At 52.7% G+C, this 20,345-nt stretch carries 21 protein-coding genes; 9 read left to right on the forward strand and 12 right to left on the reverse strand.

Going from position 1 to position 20,345, the window contains the following annotated elements; all coding sequences use genetic code 11:
* Positions 1-49 precede the first annotated feature (49 nt).
* From GDA54_02230 to GDA54_02250, 5 genes are all read right to left on the reverse strand, one after another.
* Entirely contained in the window at positions 50-289 is a 240-nt protein-coding gene (locus tag GDA54_02230; protein ID MBC6497125.1) for an acyl carrier protein, read from the reverse strand.
* Positions 290-411: 122 nt separating this feature from the next.
* Complete coding sequence (gene fabG, locus GDA54_02235; protein MBC6497126.1) at positions 412-1,173, reverse strand: 3-oxoacyl-[acyl-carrier-protein] reductase; 762 nt, start codon at positions 1,171-1,173, stop codon at positions 412-414.
* Positions 1,164-2,126: an ACP S-malonyltransferase gene (gene fabD / locus GDA54_02240; protein MBC6497127.1), complete on the reverse strand. Its 963-nt coding sequence runs from the start codon at positions 2,124-2,126 to the stop codon at positions 1,164-1,166. The genes fabG and fabD overlap by 10 nt, the downstream gene beginning before the upstream one ends.
* 73 nt (positions 2,127-2,199) lie before the next feature.
* On the reverse strand, positions 2,200-3,321 hold the full coding sequence (locus GDA54_02245) for a hypothetical protein (protein MBC6497128.1): 1,122 nt from the start codon (positions 3,319-3,321) through the stop codon (positions 2,200-2,202).
* A gap of 146 nt (positions 3,322-3,467) precedes the next feature.
* Entirely contained in the window at positions 3,468-4,571 is a 1,104-nt protein-coding gene (locus tag GDA54_02250; GenBank protein ID MBC6497129.1) for a hypothetical protein, read from the reverse strand.
* Between the two features lie 136 nt (positions 4,572-4,707).
* On the opposite strand from GDA54_02250, the gene GDA54_02255 reads away from it, so the two are divergent.
* The gene (locus GDA54_02255) at positions 4,708-6,819 is read left to right on the forward strand and encodes a carbon starvation protein A (protein MBC6497130.1); all 2,112 of its coding nucleotides are present in this window, start codon (positions 4,708-4,710) and stop codon (positions 6,817-6,819) included.
* Positions 6,820-6,845: 26 nt separating this feature from the next.
* Here the strand turns inward: GDA54_02255 and GDA54_02260 are convergent, their stop codons facing one another.
* The 7 genes from GDA54_02260 to lepB are packed head-to-tail and all read right to left on the reverse strand — an operon-like array spanning position 6,846 to position 12,903.
* Positions 6,846-7,355, reverse strand: coding sequence for a hypothetical protein (locus tag GDA54_02260; protein MBC6497131.1), 510 nt, complete (start codon positions 7,353-7,355; stop codon positions 6,846-6,848).
* 11 nt (positions 7,356-7,366) lie between these two features.
* Positions 7,367-8,758: an HAD-IA family hydrolase gene (locus GDA54_02265; protein MBC6497132.1), complete on the reverse strand. Its 1,392-nt coding sequence runs from the start codon at positions 8,756-8,758 to the stop codon at positions 7,367-7,369.
* A gap of 6 nt (positions 8,759-8,764) precedes the next feature.
* Positions 8,765-9,649 (reverse strand): hypothetical protein, encoded by an 885-nt coding sequence (locus GDA54_02270; GenBank protein MBC6497133.1) that lies wholly within the window; start codon positions 9,647-9,649, stop codon positions 8,765-8,767.
* Positions 9,568-10,419: a recombination protein O N-terminal domain-containing protein gene (locus GDA54_02275; protein MBC6497134.1), complete on the reverse strand. Its 852-nt coding sequence runs from the start codon at positions 10,417-10,419 to the stop codon at positions 9,568-9,570. The genes GDA54_02270 and GDA54_02275 overlap by 82 nt, the downstream gene beginning before the upstream one ends.
* Positions 10,416-11,330: a GTPase Era gene (gene era / locus GDA54_02280; GenBank protein ID MBC6497135.1), complete on the reverse strand. Its 915-nt coding sequence runs from the start codon at positions 11,328-11,330 to the stop codon at positions 10,416-10,418. Before era ends, GDA54_02275 begins: the two co-directional genes overlap by 4 nt.
* 23 nt (positions 11,331-11,353) lie before the next feature.
* Complete coding sequence (locus GDA54_02285) at positions 11,354-12,073, reverse strand: hypothetical protein (GenBank protein MBC6497136.1); 720 nt, start codon at positions 12,071-12,073, stop codon at positions 11,354-11,356.
* Between the two features lie 38 nt (positions 12,074-12,111).
* On the reverse strand, positions 12,112-12,903 hold the full coding sequence (gene lepB, locus GDA54_02290; protein ID MBC6497137.1) for a signal peptidase I: 792 nt from the start codon (positions 12,901-12,903) through the stop codon (positions 12,112-12,114).
* A 102-nt stretch (positions 12,904-13,005) separates the two neighbouring features.
* Here lepB and tsaE point away from each other — a divergent pair, with 102 nt between their 5' ends.
* The 8 genes from tsaE (at position 13,006) to atpC (ending at position 20,337) form a co-directional block, all read left to right on the forward strand.
* A complete protein-coding gene (tsaE, locus tag GDA54_02295) occupies positions 13,006-13,554 on the forward strand; it encodes a tRNA (adenosine(37)-N6)-threonylcarbamoyltransferase complex ATPase subunit type 1 TsaE (protein ID MBC6497138.1) in 549 nt (182 codons plus the stop codon).
* A complete protein-coding gene (locus GDA54_02300) occupies positions 13,532-14,605 on the forward strand; it encodes a phosphotransferase (GenBank protein MBC6497139.1) in 1,074 nt (357 codons plus the stop codon). Before tsaE ends, GDA54_02300 begins: the two co-directional genes overlap by 23 nt.
* A complete protein-coding gene (locus GDA54_02305; GenBank protein ID MBC6497140.1) occupies positions 14,606-15,361 on the forward strand; it encodes a nucleotidyltransferase family protein in 756 nt (251 codons plus the stop codon).
* Positions 15,362-15,496: 135 nt separating this feature from the next.
* Positions 15,497-16,057, forward strand: a complete 561-nt coding sequence (gene atpH / locus GDA54_02310; protein MBC6497141.1) for an ATP synthase F1 subunit delta — start codon at positions 15,497-15,499, stop codon at positions 16,055-16,057.
* Positions 16,054-17,610 carry a F0F1 ATP synthase subunit alpha gene (locus GDA54_02315; protein MBC6497142.1) on the forward strand — a complete coding sequence of 519 codons (1,557 nt, stop codon included), beginning with the start codon at positions 16,054-16,056 and terminating at the stop codon, positions 17,608-17,610. The genes atpH and GDA54_02315 overlap by 4 nt, the downstream gene beginning before the upstream one ends.
* Positions 17,597-18,574 (forward strand): ATP synthase F1 subunit gamma, encoded by a 978-nt coding sequence (atpG, locus tag GDA54_02320; GenBank protein ID MBC6497143.1) that lies wholly within the window; start codon positions 17,597-17,599, stop codon positions 18,572-18,574. The genes GDA54_02315 and atpG overlap by 14 nt, the downstream gene beginning before the upstream one ends.
* A 36-nt stretch (positions 18,575-18,610) precedes the next feature.
* On the forward strand, positions 18,611-20,071 hold the full coding sequence (gene atpD / locus GDA54_02325; protein MBC6497144.1) for a F0F1 ATP synthase subunit beta: 1,461 nt from the start codon (positions 18,611-18,613) through the stop codon (positions 20,069-20,071).
* Complete coding sequence (gene atpC / locus GDA54_02330; GenBank protein MBC6497145.1) at positions 20,068-20,337, forward strand: F0F1 ATP synthase subunit epsilon; 270 nt, start codon at positions 20,068-20,070, stop codon at positions 20,335-20,337. The genes atpD and atpC overlap by 4 nt, the downstream gene beginning before the upstream one ends.
* The last annotated feature ends 8 nt before the right edge of the window (positions 20,338-20,345 follow it).

Here is a 20,345-nt window from a genome sequence, read left to right on the forward strand (position 1 = left end):
CTAAAGCGCCGTCTAAAGCATATGGACGAGACAGAAAACGATATTCGCCCTAGGACGCCTTGTTCTTTTCAAGAAAATCAATGGCGTTTTTCACCGTCTGTATCGTCGATGCCTGTTCGTCCGTGATCTCGCATTCGAATTCCTCTTCGAAAGCCATCACCAACTCCACCGTATCGAGGCTATCGGCACCAAGATCATCTATGAAACTGGCATCATCGACGACTTTTTCTTTCTCGACACCCAGTTGATCGACGATAATCTTTGTGACCCGTTCTTGTATTGTGCTCATGGCGACACTCCATAAATAAATCTATCGGGTTGCCCTCTCACTCATGGCTTCTATAGGAATTCTGTTTTCCTGTCAATGACTATCATGGACGCATGTGCCTCTATCTTTTCATCATCAGTGTCTCATGCCATCATCATCCCGCCATTGACATGGAGGGTTTCTCCAGTGATATAGGATGCCTGTTCGCTTGCTAGAAAGGCGACAGCTGTGGCGACATCATGGGGCTGTCCGAATCGTCCTATGGGGATATGGGCGCGCATGTCTTGCTTGAGCCTATCGTCAAGGGCGTCTGTCATGGGTGTCGTAATGAAGCCGGGGGCGATACAATTGACGGTGATATGGCGACGTGCCACTTCTTTTGCCAGAGAACGGCTGAATCCTTCCATGCCTGCTTTTGTGGCGCTATAGGCTGTTTGCCCGGCATTCCCCATGCGTCCAACGATGGACGAGATGCTGATAATGCGTCCCCAGCGTTTTTTCATCATAAGAGGCACGACGGCGCGACAGAGGCGAAAAAGGGCGGTGAGATTCGTCTCCACCACATCATGCCAATCACTATCTTTGAGCCGTAGGAGCAGCTGGTCGCGCGTCATCCCAGCATTATTGACAAGGATGTCGATGGTCTCTCTTTCCTCGAGAGCGCGTGTCGCTAACGCTTTTGGGGCATCCCGTTCTTTTGTTAAGTCTATGGGGATAAGGGTATAGTTTTTGTTGGCGAGGCTGTCGGCGCAAGAGGCTAGGGCTGTAGCATTGCGCCCTGTGAGGATGACATGAGCGCCTTGTCGGTTGAGTGTGTCGGCAATGGCTCTGCCAATACCGCCACTGGCGCCGGTGATGAGGGCTGTTTTCCCCGTGAGCGAAAAGAAAGGCTGTTCTAAGGACATGATTGAAGGCTCTCCCAGAGGGCGCATGTCGCACGGAGGCTTTTCTCGTCTCCCACATGGGAACAGGACAGGGTTGGGGCAATACGTTTCATCATGCCACAGAGGATCGGTCGAGGCCCATACTCTATAAACATCTCTGTTCCTTTATCCTGAAGGTAGAGCATGGAGTCGCGCCAACGGACCATGGCGGTGATTTGTTCCACCAATCGTTTCCGTATGGAGTCGCCATGACATTCTTCCCGCGCTGTCACGTTGGAGATAATGGGCGGTGTGGGGTCTTTCAATTCTGTTTGCGCTAACGCCTCTGCCATCGTCTCAGCGGCTGGTTGCATCAAGGGGCAATGGAAAGGTGCGCTGACATTGAGGGGAAGAACCTTCTTTGCGCCATGTTTTTCTGCTTCTCTTTGTGCGTGGGCAACGCTGGCTTTATCGCCGGCGATGACGACTTGTCCAGGGGCATTATCATTGGCGGCGACACAACATCCTTGTGTCTCCTCACTGGCGATGCGCGCGCACGCCATGACGGCATCGATATCTAAGCCAAGGACAGCCGCCATCGAGCCTTCGCCTTCTGGGACAGCCTTCTGCATGGATTGGCCGCGCAAACGCAACAAGTGCGCGCATGCGGTGAGGTCAAGACTCCCCGCACAGACAAGCGCCGAATACTCACCCAAGGAATGTCCCGCATGGAATAAAGGCGCGCATGCGCCACCCGTCTCATGGTGAAAGCAACGATACGCCGCAACGCTCACCGCCATGATGGCTGGCTGGGCATTCATGGTTTGTCGCAACGATTCCTCCGTCCCCTCTGTCATCAGGCGAAACAGATATTGGGACAATGCCGAGTCAACTTCATCGAAGACAGCGCGCGCCTGCTCAAAGCCATCATAGAGCGCCTTGCCCATGCCGACATAATGGGATGCCTGTCCTGAAAATAAAAAACTGACACCCATGTTACCTACCACGACTCAATGATATGCCACCGATGACGATTTTCATGGTAACGCCCGTCCTCTCACCATACCCTTATGCCGTCGAGACGGATGTGTCAAGGTCTTCTTTGATGGATGAAGGCACAAGGTCGTCTAAGCTTCTGGGATAGGGAAATTGAGGGACGACACGTTCGACGGGAATGAAGCCTTCTTCGCCGCCAAGAAGATACTCCTTGAGGGACGTTTCCATAACACGAAGCATGGCGTGGGCCTGGCTGAAAGAAGGGGGCGCATGCTCTTGCTGAGAGGTCTCAGCACCTAAGGCACTGTTTGAAGCCTGTTGTGTGCGGGGGCGTTCCCATTGTCGAAGCATATGCTCTAATCGACGATAGTGGGCGTAAATCTCGCGACAACGTTCCAAGTGGAATTTTTGCATTCTGTAGAGCACCCAATGGTAGCTGCCTAAATTGTGGAGGGGAATCTTATGGATGATGGCCATTTGTGTGTATAAGAGGCGTGGATTGATGGTCGCCATGCCTTTATAGGGTGCGAAGTCGGGATGTTGTTGGATGACGTCATAGATGGCCATGAGGTCGGCAAAGACTCGACCATAAAGATCCATGATACGGGATGTGCCAAAGGCAAACACATCATGGATACGATGTTGATTGTCTGTGAAACAATGAAGGGCATTGAGGTCATAGCATGCCATGGGCTTGAGCTCTTTTAAGAAGAAAATGTCGCTTCTCATACGGACGACACAATCATAGACAAACCCATGGGCTTTCTCGAAGGCGCATTTGAGGCCATTGGCTATCTCGATGCTATAGAACATGGGAAGGGTGTTGAGGTATCTGTTCTTTTTTGGTGGGAAAGTCTCGGTGATAGCGTAGTGCGCATCGAGACGCCATGGCGGCGGGTCGTGTTTATCGCCTTCATCGAAATAGCCTCCCTGCTTCATGGGGTCTTCGATGATGACATGGCGCGGCGTCCATAGGGTATGGAGAAGGTCTTTGAGGGAGTCGATACCATAGCGCCAAAAGCCACGCATGAAGTGAATGGCCTCGATATTTTTTTGTCTCTCCATTGTCAGGGGGTAGGGGATATGGGCGAAGATATCGATATCCCATGTGGGATTCTTCTTGTGGAGGGATGTTCTATGGTTGTCGGCGCACTCTAAGATATGGCGTGGTTGTCCTGAATAGAGGAGCGCCATGCGTTTTCTTGGGCTTTTACGCGACTCTCCACGTGAACCTTTTGGGGGGCTTCCGTTTTCATGGTCTTCCTTTGGTGGTTGTGGGGAGGTGATTTCTAGAAACATGCTATGCTCTTTCTCATGATGTCTGCTGGGGTGGGAACGTCTTAGAAATGTTCCTTGCGCCATGCGGTGGACCATTGTTGGGCGGGGAGGGTGCTATCGAACAGACGATAGAGGGCGATAATATCCTCTTTCAAGGGGGCGATAGCCTCCCTGAGCGCCTTGACGTCATGCGGCGCTGGGGCGGGGGTGTCTTCATGGCGTGAGGCGTTGTGTTTTGTTTTGCGTAAACGTTGTTTGATATGCTCTATGTGCTGTTGTAGGGCGCGAACTCTTTGTGGCACGTCTCGTTGGAGGCTTTTTTCCCTCTCGTCATAGAGGTAGAGAGCGGGTATGTGGTCATGGCGATAGCTTAAGGGGGTGAGGCTCTCTAGAGAGAGACGGCTATCGTGATGGGCGTCTTGGCGACTGGTGGGCGAGGGGGATGATGTGAGGAGGGAGGGGAGATGTTTAAAGAGTCGCCCATAAATGTCCATAGATGAAGAACGCCCAAAGGCGCAAGCCATTGTCAGAGATGGCTCTCGAGGCACAAAAATATCAGATGGCAGGCTGGTGGGGAGGATGAAGGCGCTTGTATGGGGGAAGATAACATCCATACGCATGCACAGAGTCGCATCATAGGAGAAGGCGTCCTTCTTTTCTGTTATCGATTTGAGGGTGCTGGCGATGTCGATGCCATAGGCTGTGAGGACGTCGCGCCAAAATGCTGGCCTTGCGCCTTTTGTTAAGACGTGGGAGGCGCATGCGCTCAGCACATCTTGGTGGTAAGGCTGACGACATGCCATAGAGGTGTGGGGGGAGGTGTGGGGCGGTGTGCGTTCTTGAGGCGTATGGAGGGTCTTGGGAGAGGGAGGATGTTCTATCACCAAGCCTTTTGGTCGCCACATGGCGTTGATTAATCGGGTCAGGCTGGGTATGCCATAGGGCCATGGTGATGCTCTGTGGAGGGTCTCTGTGGGGGTGTCTGTGTCCTCATGTTCTGTCTCCCTCTTGTATGCTGGGGGGCAGAAGAGATGGGCAAAGACATCAATATCCCATGAGGGGTTAGGGTCTCTGATGGCAGAGAGATGGCTTTGGTGGCATAGATGCATGCAATAGGGGGACGGCATGCCATAATAGAGGAGGGCGAGTTTCTTGTTTTTAGGCATGAGCGTTGGCTGGAGCGTTGGCATAAGCGTTGGCTGGGGAAATCCATATTGCAAACGTGTGCTGTCGTGCTGTAGTATAGCACATGCGTGAGGGTGAAGAGGACATGAACTGAGGGGCGGGGCGAGAGGCTTTATGATGGGCGGATGGTTTCATAGGAGAGGGAGGGGGAGAGGGGATAAGCTAGGGGATGTGCTTGTGGCGTTGGGGCGCGCGCCTTTTGTTCAGGCATTGTTGTGGGCGTGTGTATGCGTCCTTGCTGTATGGTCTATTGCGACCATCGCCTTTCATCGCGGTGAGCCTATCAACAGCCTGTGGCTTATGGTGGCGGCGTTATGCTGTGCCAGTTTAGGCTATCGTTTCTATAGCGCGTTTATTGCGGCGAAGGTGCTTGCTCTTGACCCTAGTCGTGTGACGCCGGCGGTGCGTCTGGAGGACGGGCATAACTATGTGCCGACAAATCGTTGGGTCGTGTTTGGGCATCATTTTGCGGCCATTGCTGGTCCTGGTCCTTTGATAGGGCCAACGTTAGCGGTGCAATTTGGCTATCTTCCGGGCACATTGTGGATTTTGATAGGGGCTGTGTTAGGCGGGTGTGTGCAGGACATGGTCGTCTTATTTTTCTCGACTCGTCGTGATGGGCGTTCTTTGGGGAAGATGGCGCGTGACGAGCTGGGTCCCTTTGTGGGCGGTGTTGCGCTTATCGGGTTGCTTGTCATTATGGTGATTCTCATTGCTGTTCTTGGCTTGGTCGTTGCCAATGCCATGAAGCATAGCCCGTGGGCGACGGCGACGGTGGCGTTGACGATTCCTATCGCCATCCTCATGGGCTTTCATATGCGTCGCGTGCGCCCCGGTCGTGTCATTGAAGGGACATTGATAGGCGTTGCGTTATTGCTCATGGCTGTTGTCGCTGGCGGTATGTTGGATACGCACGAGTCGTTGCGTCAGTGGTTCTATTTCGATGCGTCACAGATTGCGTTGATGTTGATCATCTACGGGTTTTTCGCCAGCGCTTTGCCTGTGTGGTTGCTCCTTGCTCCCCGTGATTATTTATCGACATTTATGAAGCTTGGCACGGTTGTCATGATGGCGTGTGCCATTATCATCTTGCGTCCAGATCTTCATATGCCAGCGCTCACCTCGTTCATTGATGGCAGTGGTCCTGTGTTTGCGGGTTCTGTTTTTCCCTTTGTCTTTATCACCATTGCGTGCGGCGCTATTTCTGGCTTTCATGCCCTTGTCTGTTCGGGGACAACGCCAAAAATGTTGAAGAGTGAGGGTGACATACGATTCATTGGCTATGGGGCGATGGCGGTGGAGATGTGTGTCGCCATTATGGCGGTCATTGCGGCATCTGTCCTAGAGCCCGGTGTCTATTTTGCCATCAATGCGCCTTCGAGTCTCACATCCTCTGACCCGACTGTCGCGGCGGCGGTGATCACGGGATGGGGATATGACGTGAGCGCGCCCCGCATGGAGGAATTAGCGCGTATGATGGGTGAAGAGACACTTTTTGCGCGCACGGGTGGCGCTCCCTCCCTTGCTGTCGGCATGGCGACTCTGTTTTCCTCTGTCACGGCAGAGCGTCTTATGGCGCTCTGGTATCATTTCGCCATTATGTTCGAGGCGCTCTTTATTTTGACGACTCTCGATGCGGGGACACGGGTGGGACGTTTCATGCTCCAGGATGTCCTCGCCCAAGTCTTTCCCCGCTTTCGTGATGTGAGTTGGACGCCCGGCGCCTTGCTGACGAGCGCCCTCTTTTGTGGCGCATGGGGGTATTTCCTTTATCACGGCACGCTCGACCCGCTGGGGGGGATTAATAGCCTCTGGCCCCTCTTTGGTATCTCAAATCAGATGCTTGGTGTCATGGCGCTCGCCATATGCACCATCCTCCTCGTGAAGCACCAAAAGGCGCGCTATGCATGGATAACGGCTTGCCCCATGGCGTGGATGTTGCTTGTGACGACAAGCGCGTCATGGCATAAAGTGTTTAGCGATGACAGACGCACAGGTTTTCTGAGCCACGCCCAATGGCTCGAGCAAGGCTTACGGGACGGCAGTCTTGCGCCCTCCCTACAGGAACAAGCCTACCAGCTCATCGCCAATGACTATATCAACACGGCATTGACGCTCTTCTTTGTCTTTGTCACATGGACGATCGTCTTGTCTGCCGTGAAAGCCTGTTGGCGCTCTATGGCGACACCCGCTGTATGGGCATCGCCTACAGCGCCATCATCCCGCTAAAGACGAGGCGCAAGGCAAAAGAGACCTCACGACAAAAATGACGGGGGGGATGATGGGGGGGACGACAGGAGACGCTGTTGCCATGCGCGCGGCCTATCGGTGCAGAGTCCAACACATAAGGGGGAAGGCAGCTGGTAGGGGGGTGTTTGCCACAATTCTGGTTTCACGAGGATACAGCGGGATGTATGGGGTTGGCGAGGATACGTCCATATGAAGCCTTTATGGGTGAGCGTATAGGCATCGCCTTCATGCCAAAAAAAGTCAAAGCCTAAATGCTTGTGCGTTGCACAGAAATGGAGGGCATCGATATTCTTACAATGAACCCATAGATAATGGCCACGTTCAGCAAGCCATGCATGGGTGATAGGATAGAGGGGAGCGTCATGCCCCAGAAACAAGGGAGTCTTTCCCGCCACATACCACATGTCAATTTCCACATCGAATCCCTGTGTATGGGCTTTATCGACATGGGTGGGGTGATTTTCTGTGGCGCTATTGACCCCGTCCACATTTGCCCTGTGGGCGATAATATGCATAGGCGCGGCGTCTATAGGGGGCCTTTGTAATGTTCTAGGAAATAGGTGAGGTCCTCAGGTGTTCCTAATCCCCACATGGTTTTGATATGTTGGATACGAATGTTCCGTCCATCCTCTATGGCGTGATTGAAGACGGGAGCGATATAAAATTCGTTATTGGTGCGTATGTCCTTCTCTATCATGCGTTTGGCATAGCGAACATAGTCGCGCCCCTCTTTCCAGAAATAGACGCCTGTTGTGGCATGATGGCTAATGGGTTTTTTCTCTGCCACTTCACTGACGAAGCCATTGTCGCCTAATTTGGCATAGCTCCATTTAGGGTGAATGCTCTCGAACGTGAGGATTCCCCCATGGATGTCTTTAGCAAAAAAACGACTCATGCATTTATGGGTATCCCACTCCATGAATTGGTCTGAGTTGGCAATAAGCAAGGGACGTCCATTGTCGATGTGCTTTTCCGCCAAGAGGGACGTGCATGCTGCTCCTTCTGTGAGCCCATCACATTGGACGATGGAACATTGAGGGGCTATCAGATTGAGCAAGTAATGCAAAGAATAGCGTTCATAATGTTCTTTTTGGACGATAAAAACATACTGTCCCTTGATATTGAGATTCTCAACGACAAGTTGAATCATAGGTTTGCCTGAGACTTCGATAAGCGGTTTTGGGAATGTGTAGCCTGCTTGCGTGAATCGTGACCCCAGTCCCGCCATGGGGATAAGGATCGTCATCTGTTCGTCCGTCCATGGGATGGGGGGTGCGCTATGGCTGGTGGCGAAGGTGTCTCGTATTTTCTCAAGCAACGCCTTATTCACATCCAGCCTGTTTTTCACATGGATAACATGGGCTTTGCTGTCATGGCCGCCTTGTAAGCCGACGGGACTATCTTCGACGATGATGGTCTTGTCGGGGATTGTTTTGAGCGCCATCATGCAACGCCAATACATTTCGGGGTGAGGCTTATCGCTGACGACATCTTCGGCGCTGATGACATAGTCGATAAACTCATGCAAGCCTAAGCGGGCGAGGAGAAGAGAGACGGTGTTGCGTATGCTGTTGCTGGCAACGGCTATTTTGTATCCTTCTTTGCGTAATTGCTGAAACACGCTGATAAGCTCGCCGTCCTTGCCTAAGAGGCGAAAGGCTTGGATGGTGGCATCTTGCTTGTCTTTCCATATGCGCTCATGGAGCGCTAAGGGCAGGTTTTTTGTCTGGGACAAGCGCCTCAGTTTTTCTCTTGTGGGCAGTCCATCATAGGTCGAGAGATGTTCTTGACGGCTGATGACATAGTCTTTGCCATGGGGGGCGAGGGCGGCATTGAGGGTGTCGAAATGGGTGTCGCGGCTATCGATAAGCACGCCATCCATATCGAAGATAACAAGGAGAGGATAGGCTCTTTCCATAGCGCTTCAAGGAGCAAGAGAGAGTCGGCGTTTTATGGACGCCACACGTCGTTGTAGGGCGTTCTGCTTATGGTATTTTTGATACCAGCGGTAGAGGACAACGGGGAGTTGTGTGGCGATGATGGGGATACCATGCCTGTGGAGAGTCGTGCTGAGAACGAATTCTGTAACGGGCCAGATCTCACCATGGGTGACATCCCTTTCTTGGTAGAAGGGAATGTCATGGGGAAGCCTCTCGCTTGTCATGGCAAAGACATCCATGGCTTTTGAGCTGCCGAAGGCGAAATTATCGCTAATGACGGGGTAAGACATCGTGCGGTAGGTCTTTCGATAGAGCATGCGGCGTTTGCAGTAGCGTAGCCCCTTAAAATGATAGCGTATGGTGAAGGGATAGTCGATGCCATAGACATGGTGACCTGTGGCGTCATACTCGTCAAGGATAAGGGGTTTGAGAAAATAACTATCGGTTCTGAGGCGTAGGACGCAGTCATAAGGCATCCCGCACTTTTTTTCATAGTCTTTTTTTAGGCGATTGGCTTGTTGTAATGAAGTGAAGAGGGACATGACGACAGGGATACGATATTTCTCGTGGAAGGCGTCAGAGACGTTGGGCAGGGAAAAAGTCTTAGGTTTTTCTGTGGTGAAGGCTTTGGGTTTCCATGTGGTGCGGATAAAGGGTTCTATATCTCTATCGCATGGCTGGAGATACGCATTATGGACAGCATCATTGGACAGGTCAGAGTCGGGGTCATACCAGATATGGGCAAAGACATCCTTATGCCATTGGGGATTTGGTTTATGGAGGCACTCTATGTGATTTTGTGCGCATGCTCTGAGATCTCTTGGTTGTCCCGAGTAGAGGATGGCGAGGCGCTTTTTGGTTGGGGGCATCGTGCAATGTCGAACAGGATAAGGCGGCGTTGGTATGGCAGGGGATGGCGATGACAGAGATGTTTTTCCAAGAAATACCCGCTCATATTGAGGGCATCAAAGATGTCTTGGCGTGATGGCTGTGGCGACAATGTCCTATGGTGCGCATAGTGGCATAGGAAGGGCGGGAGAGGCAAGAGTTTTCTTGCCCATGCTCTTCCTTTGTCGGCGCTGACGGCATGGCCGCTTTTAGGAGAGACATAGATAAGGTCGCGCGCATGGCATGGCGTGCCAGAGGCGCAATCCCTTAAATCCAGCCCATAACCCATCATGGCGAGGAAATCATATTCCCAACATGCGTATCGTTGGGCGACTCGCATGCTGTCGTTCTGTGAAGGATGTGAGGCGTGGAGTTGGCGGCGCAAGGCGCACAAACTATGATAGAGGGCGCTTTCTTTCTGTCGCGGTTGGGCGTGTTGACGCGCAAAGGTCAAGGCGCTGGCGAAACATGCGAGTGCTTGCGGGTGGTTATAGAGCGTCAGCTGGGGGGGTGTAGGCGCGCCATATTCTGGTGTGTGGGTGAAGAAGCCCATATGGGAGTCGAGACGGGCGCGCCATGTGAGAGTCAGGAGCGTGCCTGCTTGCCATGTGCTCATGCGTTTTTTACTACGTCCGCCATGGACGAATCCCGTATAGAGGCCATGGTGCTTCGACAAGACAGAGGCGATGCATGCCGATTCGCTGTGGCGTTTCACATCGAGCAGGAGGGCGTGGTCATGCCATGTTTTCATGGGGTCTCACCATAGGTGGGCGTATGGTGGGGTGTGTGAGGCGCATTCTTATTCTTGTGGACGCAGACGCGCAGGAAGAGCTGGACATCACGCTTGAGCTGTTGGGTGAGGGCTGAGCGGGCGCGCATACCGATGGCTTTGATACATGCGCCGCCTTTGCCGAGAACGATGGCTTTATGGCTTTCCTTCCCTAAGACGATACGTTGGCGTATGGTATAGCCTTTTTTGTCGTCATGCCACATATCGGTATAGACGTCGATGGCGTAGGGAATTTCATGGGCTAAGTGACGCATGAGCTGTTCACGGGTGAGTTCGCATGCGCGTTGTTGGAGTGTTTGGTCGCTCTGTGTGTCTGGTGGGTAGGGCCATGGCTGTGTGAGGGCGATGCTGTCCATATGGCGCGTGAGTTTTTCTAGTCCGCTGTTTGTGCGCGCCGATACCATCCAGAGCGATATGTCTGGGGCGTTTGTGTGTATTTTTTGCGCAAGGGGGAGCAATTTTTTTTTATCGATGCGGTCAATTTTATTGAGGACGACCATTTTTTTGTCAGTGGGGATGTCTTGTTGGCGCAGCTGATGGAGAAGATGGATGGGCGGAAGGCGTAGACAATCGATGAGGAGGAGGAGCGCTTCGCTTGTGTGAATGACGCGTCTTGCTGTTTTAAGCATCGCATGTTGGCGCGGTGTTTTGCTGTCGAAGAAGCCAGGACTATCGGTGAGGATGATTTGGCTCTTCCCATGATGGAGGATGGCGCGCAAGGACTCTCTTGTTGTCTGTGGCTTTGGCGTGGCGATGGAGACATAGTCGCCTATGAGGGCATTGACGAGGGTTGACTTGCCGGCGTTGGTGAGTCCGACAATACCGACCATGAGACTTTTTTGTTGGGTCTGGGGTGGGGGACGATGGGACACGAATGGATGTGTATGATAGAGTCTCAGTTTTGTTTGACGTCTTCGACAATATCCTTGATATGGGTCGAGATGAGATTGAAGGCGGCATCTTTTTCTGCTTGGCGCACATTATACCCTTGCCCTTTGGCGCGTAGCGAGCCGACGCGCACATTGACGGTGAAGGACATCAGTCCGTTGGTGTTTTGGGTTTTTCTCACCACGTTATAGAGCGGGAGATGGAGTCCGTCTTGTTTCATGGTCCATTCTTGGAGGGCTGTTTTTGCGTCTTTGGGGGCGGTATCGGGTTGGTTGAGAATATCGTCTTTCCATAATCGCCAGACGAGTCGTTTTGCGTGCGCCATGCCTCCGTCCAGATAGACGGCGCCGATGGCGGCTTCGATGGCGTCGGCGACGAGGCGTTCAGGCTTAATTTTTTCGATATTGGGCGTGTTCTGATTGGCGCTAAAGAGGATAGGCGTGATATGGTGGCGCGTTCCTATCTTATTGAGGCAGGATGATGATGCCAGATAGGCGCAGCGTCGCGACAGCTCACCCTCTTTGTCGCGGGGAAAGGAGTCATAGAGGAACATGGAGATAATCATGTTGAGGATACGGTCGCCTACGAATTCCAGCCTCTGAAATTCAGGATGTTCCCTGTTCCATGAGGCGTCATGCCATTTTTTATGGGTGAATTGATAGTCGAGCCACTCTTCCCATGCGCTTTTGGCATGGCGTCTTGTTCTAAAAAGAGACAATAGGCGCATATGTTGTCAGTCTGTCCTGTGCTTTGTTGCGTGATGTGTTAGCGTGGCGACATGAAGAAGCGTTCCTGTCGATAGGCTGTGAGCCACCGCCATAGGTTGAAGGGTTCTTCTTGCGTTCGGGGGATACGTGAGAAAAAGACCATGTCGAGGCGTCCTATCAAGTATTTCTTATGGACGAATCCCACATGGACGATGTCGCGACTATCGCTGGAGTCGTCGCGGTTATCGCCCATAAAGAAATAATGGTCTTCAGGCACTTTGATACGCGCTGTATCATCGAAGGCCGAGCGGTTGTTGCGTTCCAACGTTTTATAGGACACGGCGTTAGGCATGGTTTCTTCATAATGGTGATAGACATCATAGTGCAGGCCGACATAGTCGCTCCCATGGACTTCTCCTATATAGTGTCGTTGTATGGGCTGATCGTTAATATAGAGTAATCCCTTTTTCATTTGCACGAAGTCGCCGGGCAGACCGATGAGCCTTTTGACGTAGTCTTTATCTTGTTGTTTAGGATTGCGAAAGACGATCACATCGCCTCTTTCTGGCGTCGCGTCCTGCCCGATACGGCCACTGAAGAGAGGCGGACTGAAGGGTAAGGAATAGCGGGAATAGCCATAGGCATACTTCGAGACGAAGATATAGTCGCCTACAAGCAAGGACGGCACCATCGAGGTCGAGGGAATGGTGAAAGGCTCGAACAAAAAAGAGCGAATGGCAAGGGCTGTCAGGAGCGCAAAGACAAAGATACGCATGGGCTCACGCACAAGAGCATAGAGTGTCGACAAAAAACGCCAAACGGGTTGATAATCGCGGGGAGGTGAGGCCATAGCGCACATATTTTCCTATGCCTTCTTTCTATGGTAGGATGGGGTAGAATGCAAGTGTAAAATATCCGCAACATAGCGCATGGTTTGAGGGCGCATGACGTCATGGCGTTCGATGGAGGACAGGTCATACATACGCGAACACACAGATGGTCGAAGAGGGGACAAGAGGCATGCGCCCGCTTAGCGCATGTGTTGTCGTTGTTCTTGCGTCAAGGTGATGTTGTTGGCCTCTATGGCGTTTTAGGGGTGGGCAAGACGTATTTTGTGCGTTCTATGCTCTTGCGCTTGGCGGCGCATTATGGCGTTGTCCTCGATGCTGTTCCTAGTCCGAGCTATGCGCTCATGCAATGCTATGATATGGGTATGCTGTCCTTGTGGCATGTGGATCTCTATCGTGTGGAGTCGGTGCGTGCGTTAGAGGCGTTGGGGCTCGAGGAATGTCGTCAAGGGGGCATATGTCTCATCGAGTGGTTTGAGCATGGGAAGGAACTCTTTGCGGGTGAAGAGCGTTTAGAGATAACATTATCCTTTGCTGATGGCGATTGTGATAGACATATTGTGATGACAGCGTTTGGTGATGATTGGGTTGGTCGCTTGGGCGCCATAGAGGAGAAAATGCGAGAGGACGATGGTTCAAAAGGCGTTTGTTGATTTTGTCTGCCAGCAGGGATGGGCGAGTCCGACTCTCGAGCGTTTGGCGGGGGATGCGTCAGGGCGGCGTTATTGGCGGGTGCGTGGTGGGGTCGGGGGCGGGGGAGAGTCTAGAGATGATGTGTCTTCTCTTCCGTTGGTGCTTCTTGTCCATGCGCCTCCTCCTGAGGATGTGGGGACATTTTTTCGCGCTGGCCATTATTTGCGTTCTGTTGGTTTGCGCACGCCTCATGTCTATGTGTATGATTTTTCCCGTCACCTTGCGCTTATCGAGGATTTTGGCGAGAAAAACGTCTATGGCATGCTTTTGCGTGGCGGGCGGGCGGGGCGCAAGAGGATGCTCTATGAATGTGCCATAGATGTTTTGGCGACATTGCACAGCCGTTCGAAGGGGGATAAGCAGGCGTTATTTTTGCCTCCCTATGATATGGAGGCTTTACAGAGAGAACATCGCCTTTTTGTGGATTGGTATGTGTCAGCCTGTGGCGTGACATTGCGTGAGAAGGACAAGCAAAATTTTTTAGACAGGTGGCGCATGCTGTTAGACCCTGTGGTGCGGGGGTTGGAAGAGACGGGGGCGTGGGTGGTGACATTGCGGGATTTTCATGCGGATAACATCATGTTCCTTGCTGATGAGCTTCCGCCGCGCTGTTGTGGTTTATTGGACTTTCAAGATGCGGTGCGTGGGAGTGTGGCGTATGACGTTGTTTCTCTCTTGTATGATGTGCGTGTGCCACAGGACAGCGCTATGCGTCATGCCATGATGGAGCGTTATATGGCGTCTCTTCCTGAGGGAGAGAGGGAGACGTTTTTACATCATTGCGCTCTGTTCAATAGTCAGCGTCTTTGCAAAATAGCGGGGATTTTCATGCGCCTTGCCATGCGCGACAAGAAGGAGGGGTATCAGCACTATATGCCGAGGGTGATGGCGTTGTTGGAGGACTCGTTAGAGCATGCCAGTGTGGCGTCCATTAAGGAATGGTTCGAGCGTTATCTTCCTCGAGACAAGCGTCTTTTTCACAAGGAGCTTGTGGGTGAAGGTGACGGTTAAGTGGACGTGACGGGCGGTGCGTTTTCTCGGGGCATGATTTTATGTGCGGGGGAAGGGCGGCGTTTGCGTCCCCTCACGGCGTCTCTTGCAAAGCCTTTGATTGAGATACAGGGCAAGAGTTGCCTTGTGCGCGCCTTAGACCATATGAGTCGTTTTGGCATAGAATGTTGCGTTGTCAATGCGCGTCATCTTGCACAGCAGGTCAGTGCGTGTGTTGATGCCTATGGGGCGTCATGTCCCTCTATGTCCCTCCATGTGAGTGTGGAGGAGGAGTCATTGGAAAGTGGTGGGGGGGTGAAAAAGGCGCTTCCTCTCTTAGGCGACAAGCCTTTTTTTGTTGTCAATGGCGACATTGTGTGGCGGGAGGAGGGCGACAGCCATGTTTTTCAGCGTTTGGTGGAGCGATGGGATGGGAAGCGCATGGATATTGCGATGATGGTGCTCCCGACACCCGTTCCCATGCATGAGGAGTTGGTGGGGGATTTTGATATGGAGGAGTCATGGCGCGGCTGGGGGCGTTTGTTTCGAGGGAGCAAGCCTTTTTCCTATGTCTTTAGCGGGATACAATTGCTCTCACCCCATCTTTTTGCCGAGACTCAGGGGCTTGTGTCTTTTTCTTTGAGGCGTCTCTATGACGAGGCGTGGCGCAAGGGACGTCTCTATGGCGTGACCTATGGCGGCGTGTGGTATCACCTATCGAGCCTTGACCATGTGCGCGCCAGTGCGCAGTGGACGGGTTTATCGAGAGCGCCATAAAGGCGCGTAAAAGCCGATAAACGTCATGTGATTTTCTTGCGTCTCTGTCTTTCTTATGGTAAGGCATGGGGAGGCGTGGCGTGCGTCTGAGTGAGGGTGCGTTTTTGCGGCGACATTGTTTTTAGGATTTGGTTCATGGCATCGTCATCTGTTTTATCGAAGCGCTTTCCGTTGCGTTATGCCCGTGCGTTGTATGGTGTGGCGCGCAAGGAGGGTGTATTGGATGATGTCGTGCGTGACGGCGATTCATTGCAGGCGTTGGTAGAGACGAGGGGCGTGCGTCCTTTGTTATCACATCCTTTATTGAACGAGGCGGCGCGCAAGGCGGTTGTTGTTTTTGTGGGCGAGCGGTTGGGTGTTTGTGATGTCATGAGGCGTTTTTTGCATGTGTTAGCGTTGCGTGGGCGTTTAGGTTTTTTGCCTGAGATTTTGGAGGCGTGGCGCATGGTGATGAACAAGGAGCGCGCCACGCAGCGGGTGTGTGTGCGTTCGGCATGGGGCTTGACGGCGGCACAGAGGAAGGACATAGAGGGGGCATTGAAGGCGGGCTATGGGGGGGATATATCGATGGAGGTGGTCGAGGACTCTTCGTTATTATCGGGCATTGTGGTTGATGTGGGCTCGGTGCGTTTTGATGGGTCGTTATCATCGCAGTTAAGGCAATTAGAACAGCGTATGCAAGGTGAGGCAGTATGAAGATTCAAGCGTCAGAGATAGCGTCTTTACTAGGGCGTCATATAGAGAATTTTAAGAGTGAGGGTGAGATTTCCGAGATTGGCAATGTCATTTCTGTGGGTGATGGGATTGCTCGTGTTTATGGTTTGGACAATGTAGAGGCGGGGGAGATGGTGGAATTCGACGGGGGCAGGCAAGGCATGGCGCTCAATCTGGAGCATGACAATGTGGGTGTTGTCATTTTTGGCGAGGATAAGGCGATTAAAGAGGGTGATGTTGTCAAGCGTAGTGGCTCAATTCTCTCTGTGCCTGTGGGTAAGGAATTATTGGGTCGCGTTGTCAATGCTTTAGGCGAGCCTATTGATGGCAAGGGCGCTCTCAAGGCGACACAGACGTCGCGGGTAGAACGTAAGGCGCCGGGGATTATTGCGAGGAAGTCTGTTCATGAGCCTATGCAGACGGGAATCAAGGCGATCGACAGCCTTATTCCCATTGGGCGAGGGCAGAGGGAGCTGATCATTGGTGACCGCCAGACGGGCAAGACGGCTGTCATCATCGACACCATTCTCAATCAAAAGAAGATGAACGATGCGGCAAAGGACGATAAGGACAAATTATTCTGTATTTACGTGGGGATAGGGCAAAAGCGTTCGACGGTGGCGCGTCTTGTCAAGGCGTTAGAGGAGCATGGCGCTTTGGACTACAGCATCATTGTGTCGGCGTCGGCGTCTGAGTCAGCGCCTTTGCAGTTTTTAGCGCCTTATGGTGGCTGTGCGATGGGTGAGTATTTTCGTGATAATGGCATGCATGCTGTGATTTTTTATGATGATTTATCGCGCCAAGCCGTTGCCTATCGTCAGATGTCTTTGCTCTTGCGCCGTCCGCCGGGTCGGGAGGCTTATCCGGGGGATGTTTTTTACCTTCACTCGCGTCTTTTGGAGCGTGCGGCTAAGATGAGTGATGCTGAGGGGGGTGGTTCTCTGACGGCTCTTCCCGTCATTGAGACGCAAGCGGGGGATGTCTCGGCCTATATTCCCACCAATGTCATTTCCATTACTGATGGGCAAATTTTCCTAGAGACGGATTTGTTTTACAAGGGGGTGCGCCCAGCCGTGAATGTGGGTATTTCTGTCAGTCGTGTTGGTTCAGCGGCGCAAATGAAAGCTATGAAACAGGTGGCGGGAAGTATCAAACTCGATTTAGCGCAATATCGAGAGATGGAGGCATTTTCTCAGTTTGCCAGCGATTTAGATGAATCGACGAGGCAGTTGCTGGCGCGAGGACAGCGGTTGACGGAATTATTAAAGCAACCGCAATACGAGCCTCTTCCTGTGGAGGAACAAGTGGCGGTGATTTTCTCAGGTGTGCGTGGCTATTTGGACTCTATTCCTTTGGCGGATATTTCGTCCTTTGAGCAGGCGTTGCGTGAGGAGCTACGTCGTTCGGGGCAGTCTCTCTTAGACGACATCCGTCAGGCGGGGCAGCTCTCTCCCGCTATCGAAAAGCGCCTGCAAGAGGTTATCACGTCGGTGGCGTCTCGTTTCGAGAAGGAGGGGGCTCGTGTCGCAGCTTAAGGCTTTGCGTCATCGCATTATGTCTGTGCGTTCGACTCGTAAGATTACATCGGCTATGAAAATGGTTGCGGCGGCGCGTTTGCGTAGAGCCCAGAGCGCGGCGGTGGAGGCGCGTGCCCATGGGCGGGGAGTCCATCATGTCATGCGTCGCCTCACGGAGGAATATCGTCAGCGTGGCCTTTGTCATCCCTTGTTGTCGATGGCGACAGAGGGCGAGGGCGGGGAGAAGGAGGAGGCGTTGCGTCACCCGCATCGTATCATCTGTATGACGTCGATGCGTGGCTTGTGTGGCAGCTTTAATGCGGGGATTGTGCGTGCTGTGCGTCTGGATATGATTGAGGGCATCAAGAGAGGGGAGGTCTATCACGTCCTGTGTGTTGGTCGGAAAGGCTATCAAGGTCTTCTTCCGTTTGCTCGCCGCTCAAGCCATGCCATCACGTTGATACGTATCGATGAAAAGAATGTCATGACGGATGAAGACAAGGCGCGCGCCATAGAGGATATGGTGCGCGCCTCTATGGCGGAGGGCCAATTGGGGAAGGTGACGCTGTACTATGCGCGTTTTCGCACCGCCATCACGCAAATCATCACATGTATGCCTCTTATGCCTCTTGGTGGGGCTGAGACAATGGGGGCTTATGGTGGTATGGAGGGAGAGCGTGGTGATGCGGAGGCGCGGCCATCGAACGCTCTTGACATTGCGCGAGATGGCGTCCATCGTTTCGAGCCAGATGACGAGGCGTTGTTTGAGGATATGGCGTTTTATCGTTTGCGTTGGGTTCTCTATCAGGCGTTGCTAGAGAGTAGCGCCAGTGAGCATGGGGCGCGGATGACGGCGATGGATAATGCCACAAGGAATGCTGAGGACATGATGAGCCGTTTGACGTTAGAGTATAATCGCAAGCGTCAGGCTATGATTACTCGGGAATTGATAGAGATTATATCAGGGGCAGAAGCCCTTTAAAATTGGTTATGCTATTGTCGTAGAGGAGAAGAGGTTATGGCGGAAACAGCGAAACATAAAGTAGAACATAAAGCGGAGAAGGGGAAAGGGCGCATAGCGCAAGTGATGGGGGCGGTCGTTGATGTTGCCTTCGAGGAAGGGGCGTTACCGCCTATTTATCAGGCGCTTGAGGTGCAGGGTTTAGAGAGGCGTCTTGTCTTAGAGGTGGCGGGACATCTTGGTGAGAATACCGTGAGGACGGTTGCCATGGATAGCACTGAGGGCCTCAGTCGTGGCATGGATGTCCATGATAGTGGTCGCGCCATTTCTGTTCCTGTTGGTCCGGGCACTTTGGGGCGTATTATCAATGTCATAGGCGAGCCTATTGACGAGCGTGGCGCTGTGAAGGCGACGGCGCTGTCGCCCATTCACAAGCCTGCGCCTGAATTCATCGACCAGGCGACGGAGACGGAGGTTTTAGTGACGGGGATTAAGGTGGTGGATTTACTTGCGCCTTACTCGAAGGGTGGGAAGATTGGCTTATTTGGGGGTGCTGGCGTTGGCAAGACCGTTCTTATTATGGAGCTCATCAACAATGTGGCGAAGGGGCATGGGGGTTATTCGGTGTTTGCTGGCGTTGGGGAGCGGACTCGTGAGGGTAACGATTTGTATCACGAGATGATGGAGTCGGGGGTGATACAGCCTGAGGGGCAGTCAAAGGCGGCCTTGGTGTATGGGCAGATGAACGAGCCGCCGGGGGCGCGTGCGCGGGTTGGTTTGACGGGGTTGACGTTGGCGGAGTATTTTCGTGATGAAGAGGGGCAGGATGTGTTATTTTTCATTGATAATATCTTTCGTTTCACGCAAGCGGGTGCGGAGGTATCGGCATTGTTGGGGCGCATTCCGTCGGCGGTAGGGTATCAACCCACATTGTCCACGGAGATGGGGGCGATGCAAGAGCGTATCACGTCCACCCACAAGGGTTCTATCACGTCGGTTCAAGCGATCTATGTTCCGGCCGATGATTTGACGGACCCTGCGCCAGCGACTTCTTTTGCCCATTTGGATGCCACGACTGTGTTATCGCGTCAGATAGCCGAGTTAGGCATTTATCCCGCTGTGGACCCGTTAGACTCCACGTCGCGTATTCTTGACCCGTCTATTGTGGGTGAGGAGCATTACAACGTTGCGCGTGATGTACAGGAAGTGTTGCAACGTTATAAATCCCTCCAAGACATCATTGCCATTTTGGGTATGGATGAATTATCGGAAGAAGACAAATTAGTCGTTTCGAGGGCGCGTAAAATACAGCGTTTCTTGTCGCAGCCTTTCCATGTGGCGGAAGTCTTCACAGGGACGAAGGGTGTTTTTGTCAATTTAGAGGATACGATCGCTGGCTTTAAGGCATTGGTGGAGGGTGTTTATGATGACGTGCCTGAGGCAGCTTTTTATATGGTTGGCACGATGGCGGATGCGCAAGCACAAGCAGAAAAGTTGGCAAAGAAGGCATCGTCATGACGTATCATTGTTCTCTCAGCACACCCCAACGTTCTTTTGTTTATGGCGATGTGGACAGGGTTGATATTGCGGGTGCGCAAGGTGATTTTGTGGCGATGGCCGGGCATGGGCTTCTTTTCACGCCTTTGCGTGAGGGTGTGATTCGTGTTCATCGGTCGGGAGGGGGTGCTGTGACGACGTATCACGTGACGGGGGAAGGCTATGCCCATGTGGCACAGCATGGGTGTATCATCATGGCGCATGGCCTTACGGAACGCGCCTCTTAGGCGGACGT

The organism is Alphaproteobacteria bacterium GM7ARS4, from assembly GCA_014332745.1.
Classification (GTDB): Bacteria; Pseudomonadota; Alphaproteobacteria; order GM7ARS4; family GM7ARS4; genus GM7ARS4.

Coding starts and splice junctions, on each gene's coding strand:
- GDA54_02230 (MBC6497125.1), bottom strand. CDS start 289: ATGAGCACAATACAAGAACGGGTCACAAAGATTATCGTCGATCAACTG.
- fabG (MBC6497126.1), bottom strand. CDS start 1,173: ATGTCCTTAGAACAGCCTTTCTTTTCGCTCACGGGGAAAACAGCCCTC.
- fabD (MBC6497127.1), bottom strand. CDS start 2,126: ATGGGTGTCAGTTTTTTATTTTCAGGACAGGCATCCCATTATGTCGGC.
- GDA54_02245 (MBC6497128.1), bottom strand. CDS start 3,321: ATGGCGCTCCTCTATTCAGGACAACCACGCCATATCTTAGAGTGCGCC.
- GDA54_02250 (MBC6497129.1), bottom strand. CDS start 4,571: ATGCCTAAAAACAAGAAACTCGCCCTCCTCTATTATGGCATGCCGTCC.
- GDA54_02255 (MBC6497130.1), top strand. CDS start 4,708: ATGGGCGGATGGTTTCATAGGAGAGGGAGGGGGAGAGGGGATAAGCTA.
- GDA54_02260 (MBC6497131.1), bottom strand. CDS start 7,355: ATGCATATTATCGCCCACAGGGCAAATGTGGACGGGGTCAATAGCGCC.
- GDA54_02265 (MBC6497132.1), bottom strand. CDS start 8,758: ATGGAAAGAGCCTATCCTCTCCTTGTTATCTTCGATATGGATGGCGTG.
- GDA54_02270 (MBC6497133.1), bottom strand. CDS start 9,649: ATGCCCCCAACCAAAAAGCGCCTCGCCATCCTCTACTCGGGACAACCA.
- GDA54_02275 (MBC6497134.1), bottom strand. CDS start 10,419: ATGAAAACATGGCATGACCACGCCCTCCTGCTCGATGTGAAACGCCAC.
- GDA54_02285 (MBC6497136.1), bottom strand. CDS start 12,073: ATGCGCCTATTGTCTCTTTTTAGAACAAGACGCCATGCCAAAAGCGCA.
- lepB (MBC6497137.1), bottom strand. CDS start 12,903: ATGGCCTCACCTCCCCGCGATTATCAACCCGTTTGGCGTTTTTTGTCG.
- tsaE (MBC6497138.1), top strand. CDS start 13,006: ATGGCGTTCGATGGAGGACAGGTCATACATACGCGAACACACAGATGG.
- GDA54_02300 (MBC6497139.1), top strand. CDS start 13,532: ATGGTTCAAAAGGCGTTTGTTGATTTTGTCTGCCAGCAGGGATGGGCG.
- atpH (MBC6497141.1), top strand. CDS start 15,497: ATGGCATCGTCATCTGTTTTATCGAAGCGCTTTCCGTTGCGTTATGCC.
- GDA54_02315 (MBC6497142.1), top strand. CDS start 16,054: ATGAAGATTCAAGCGTCAGAGATAGCGTCTTTACTAGGGCGTCATATA.
- atpD (MBC6497144.1), top strand. CDS start 18,611: ATGGCGGAAACAGCGAAACATAAAGTAGAACATAAAGCGGAGAAGGGG.
- atpC (MBC6497145.1), top strand. CDS start 20,068: ATGACGTATCATTGTTCTCTCAGCACACCCCAACGTTCTTTTGTTTAT.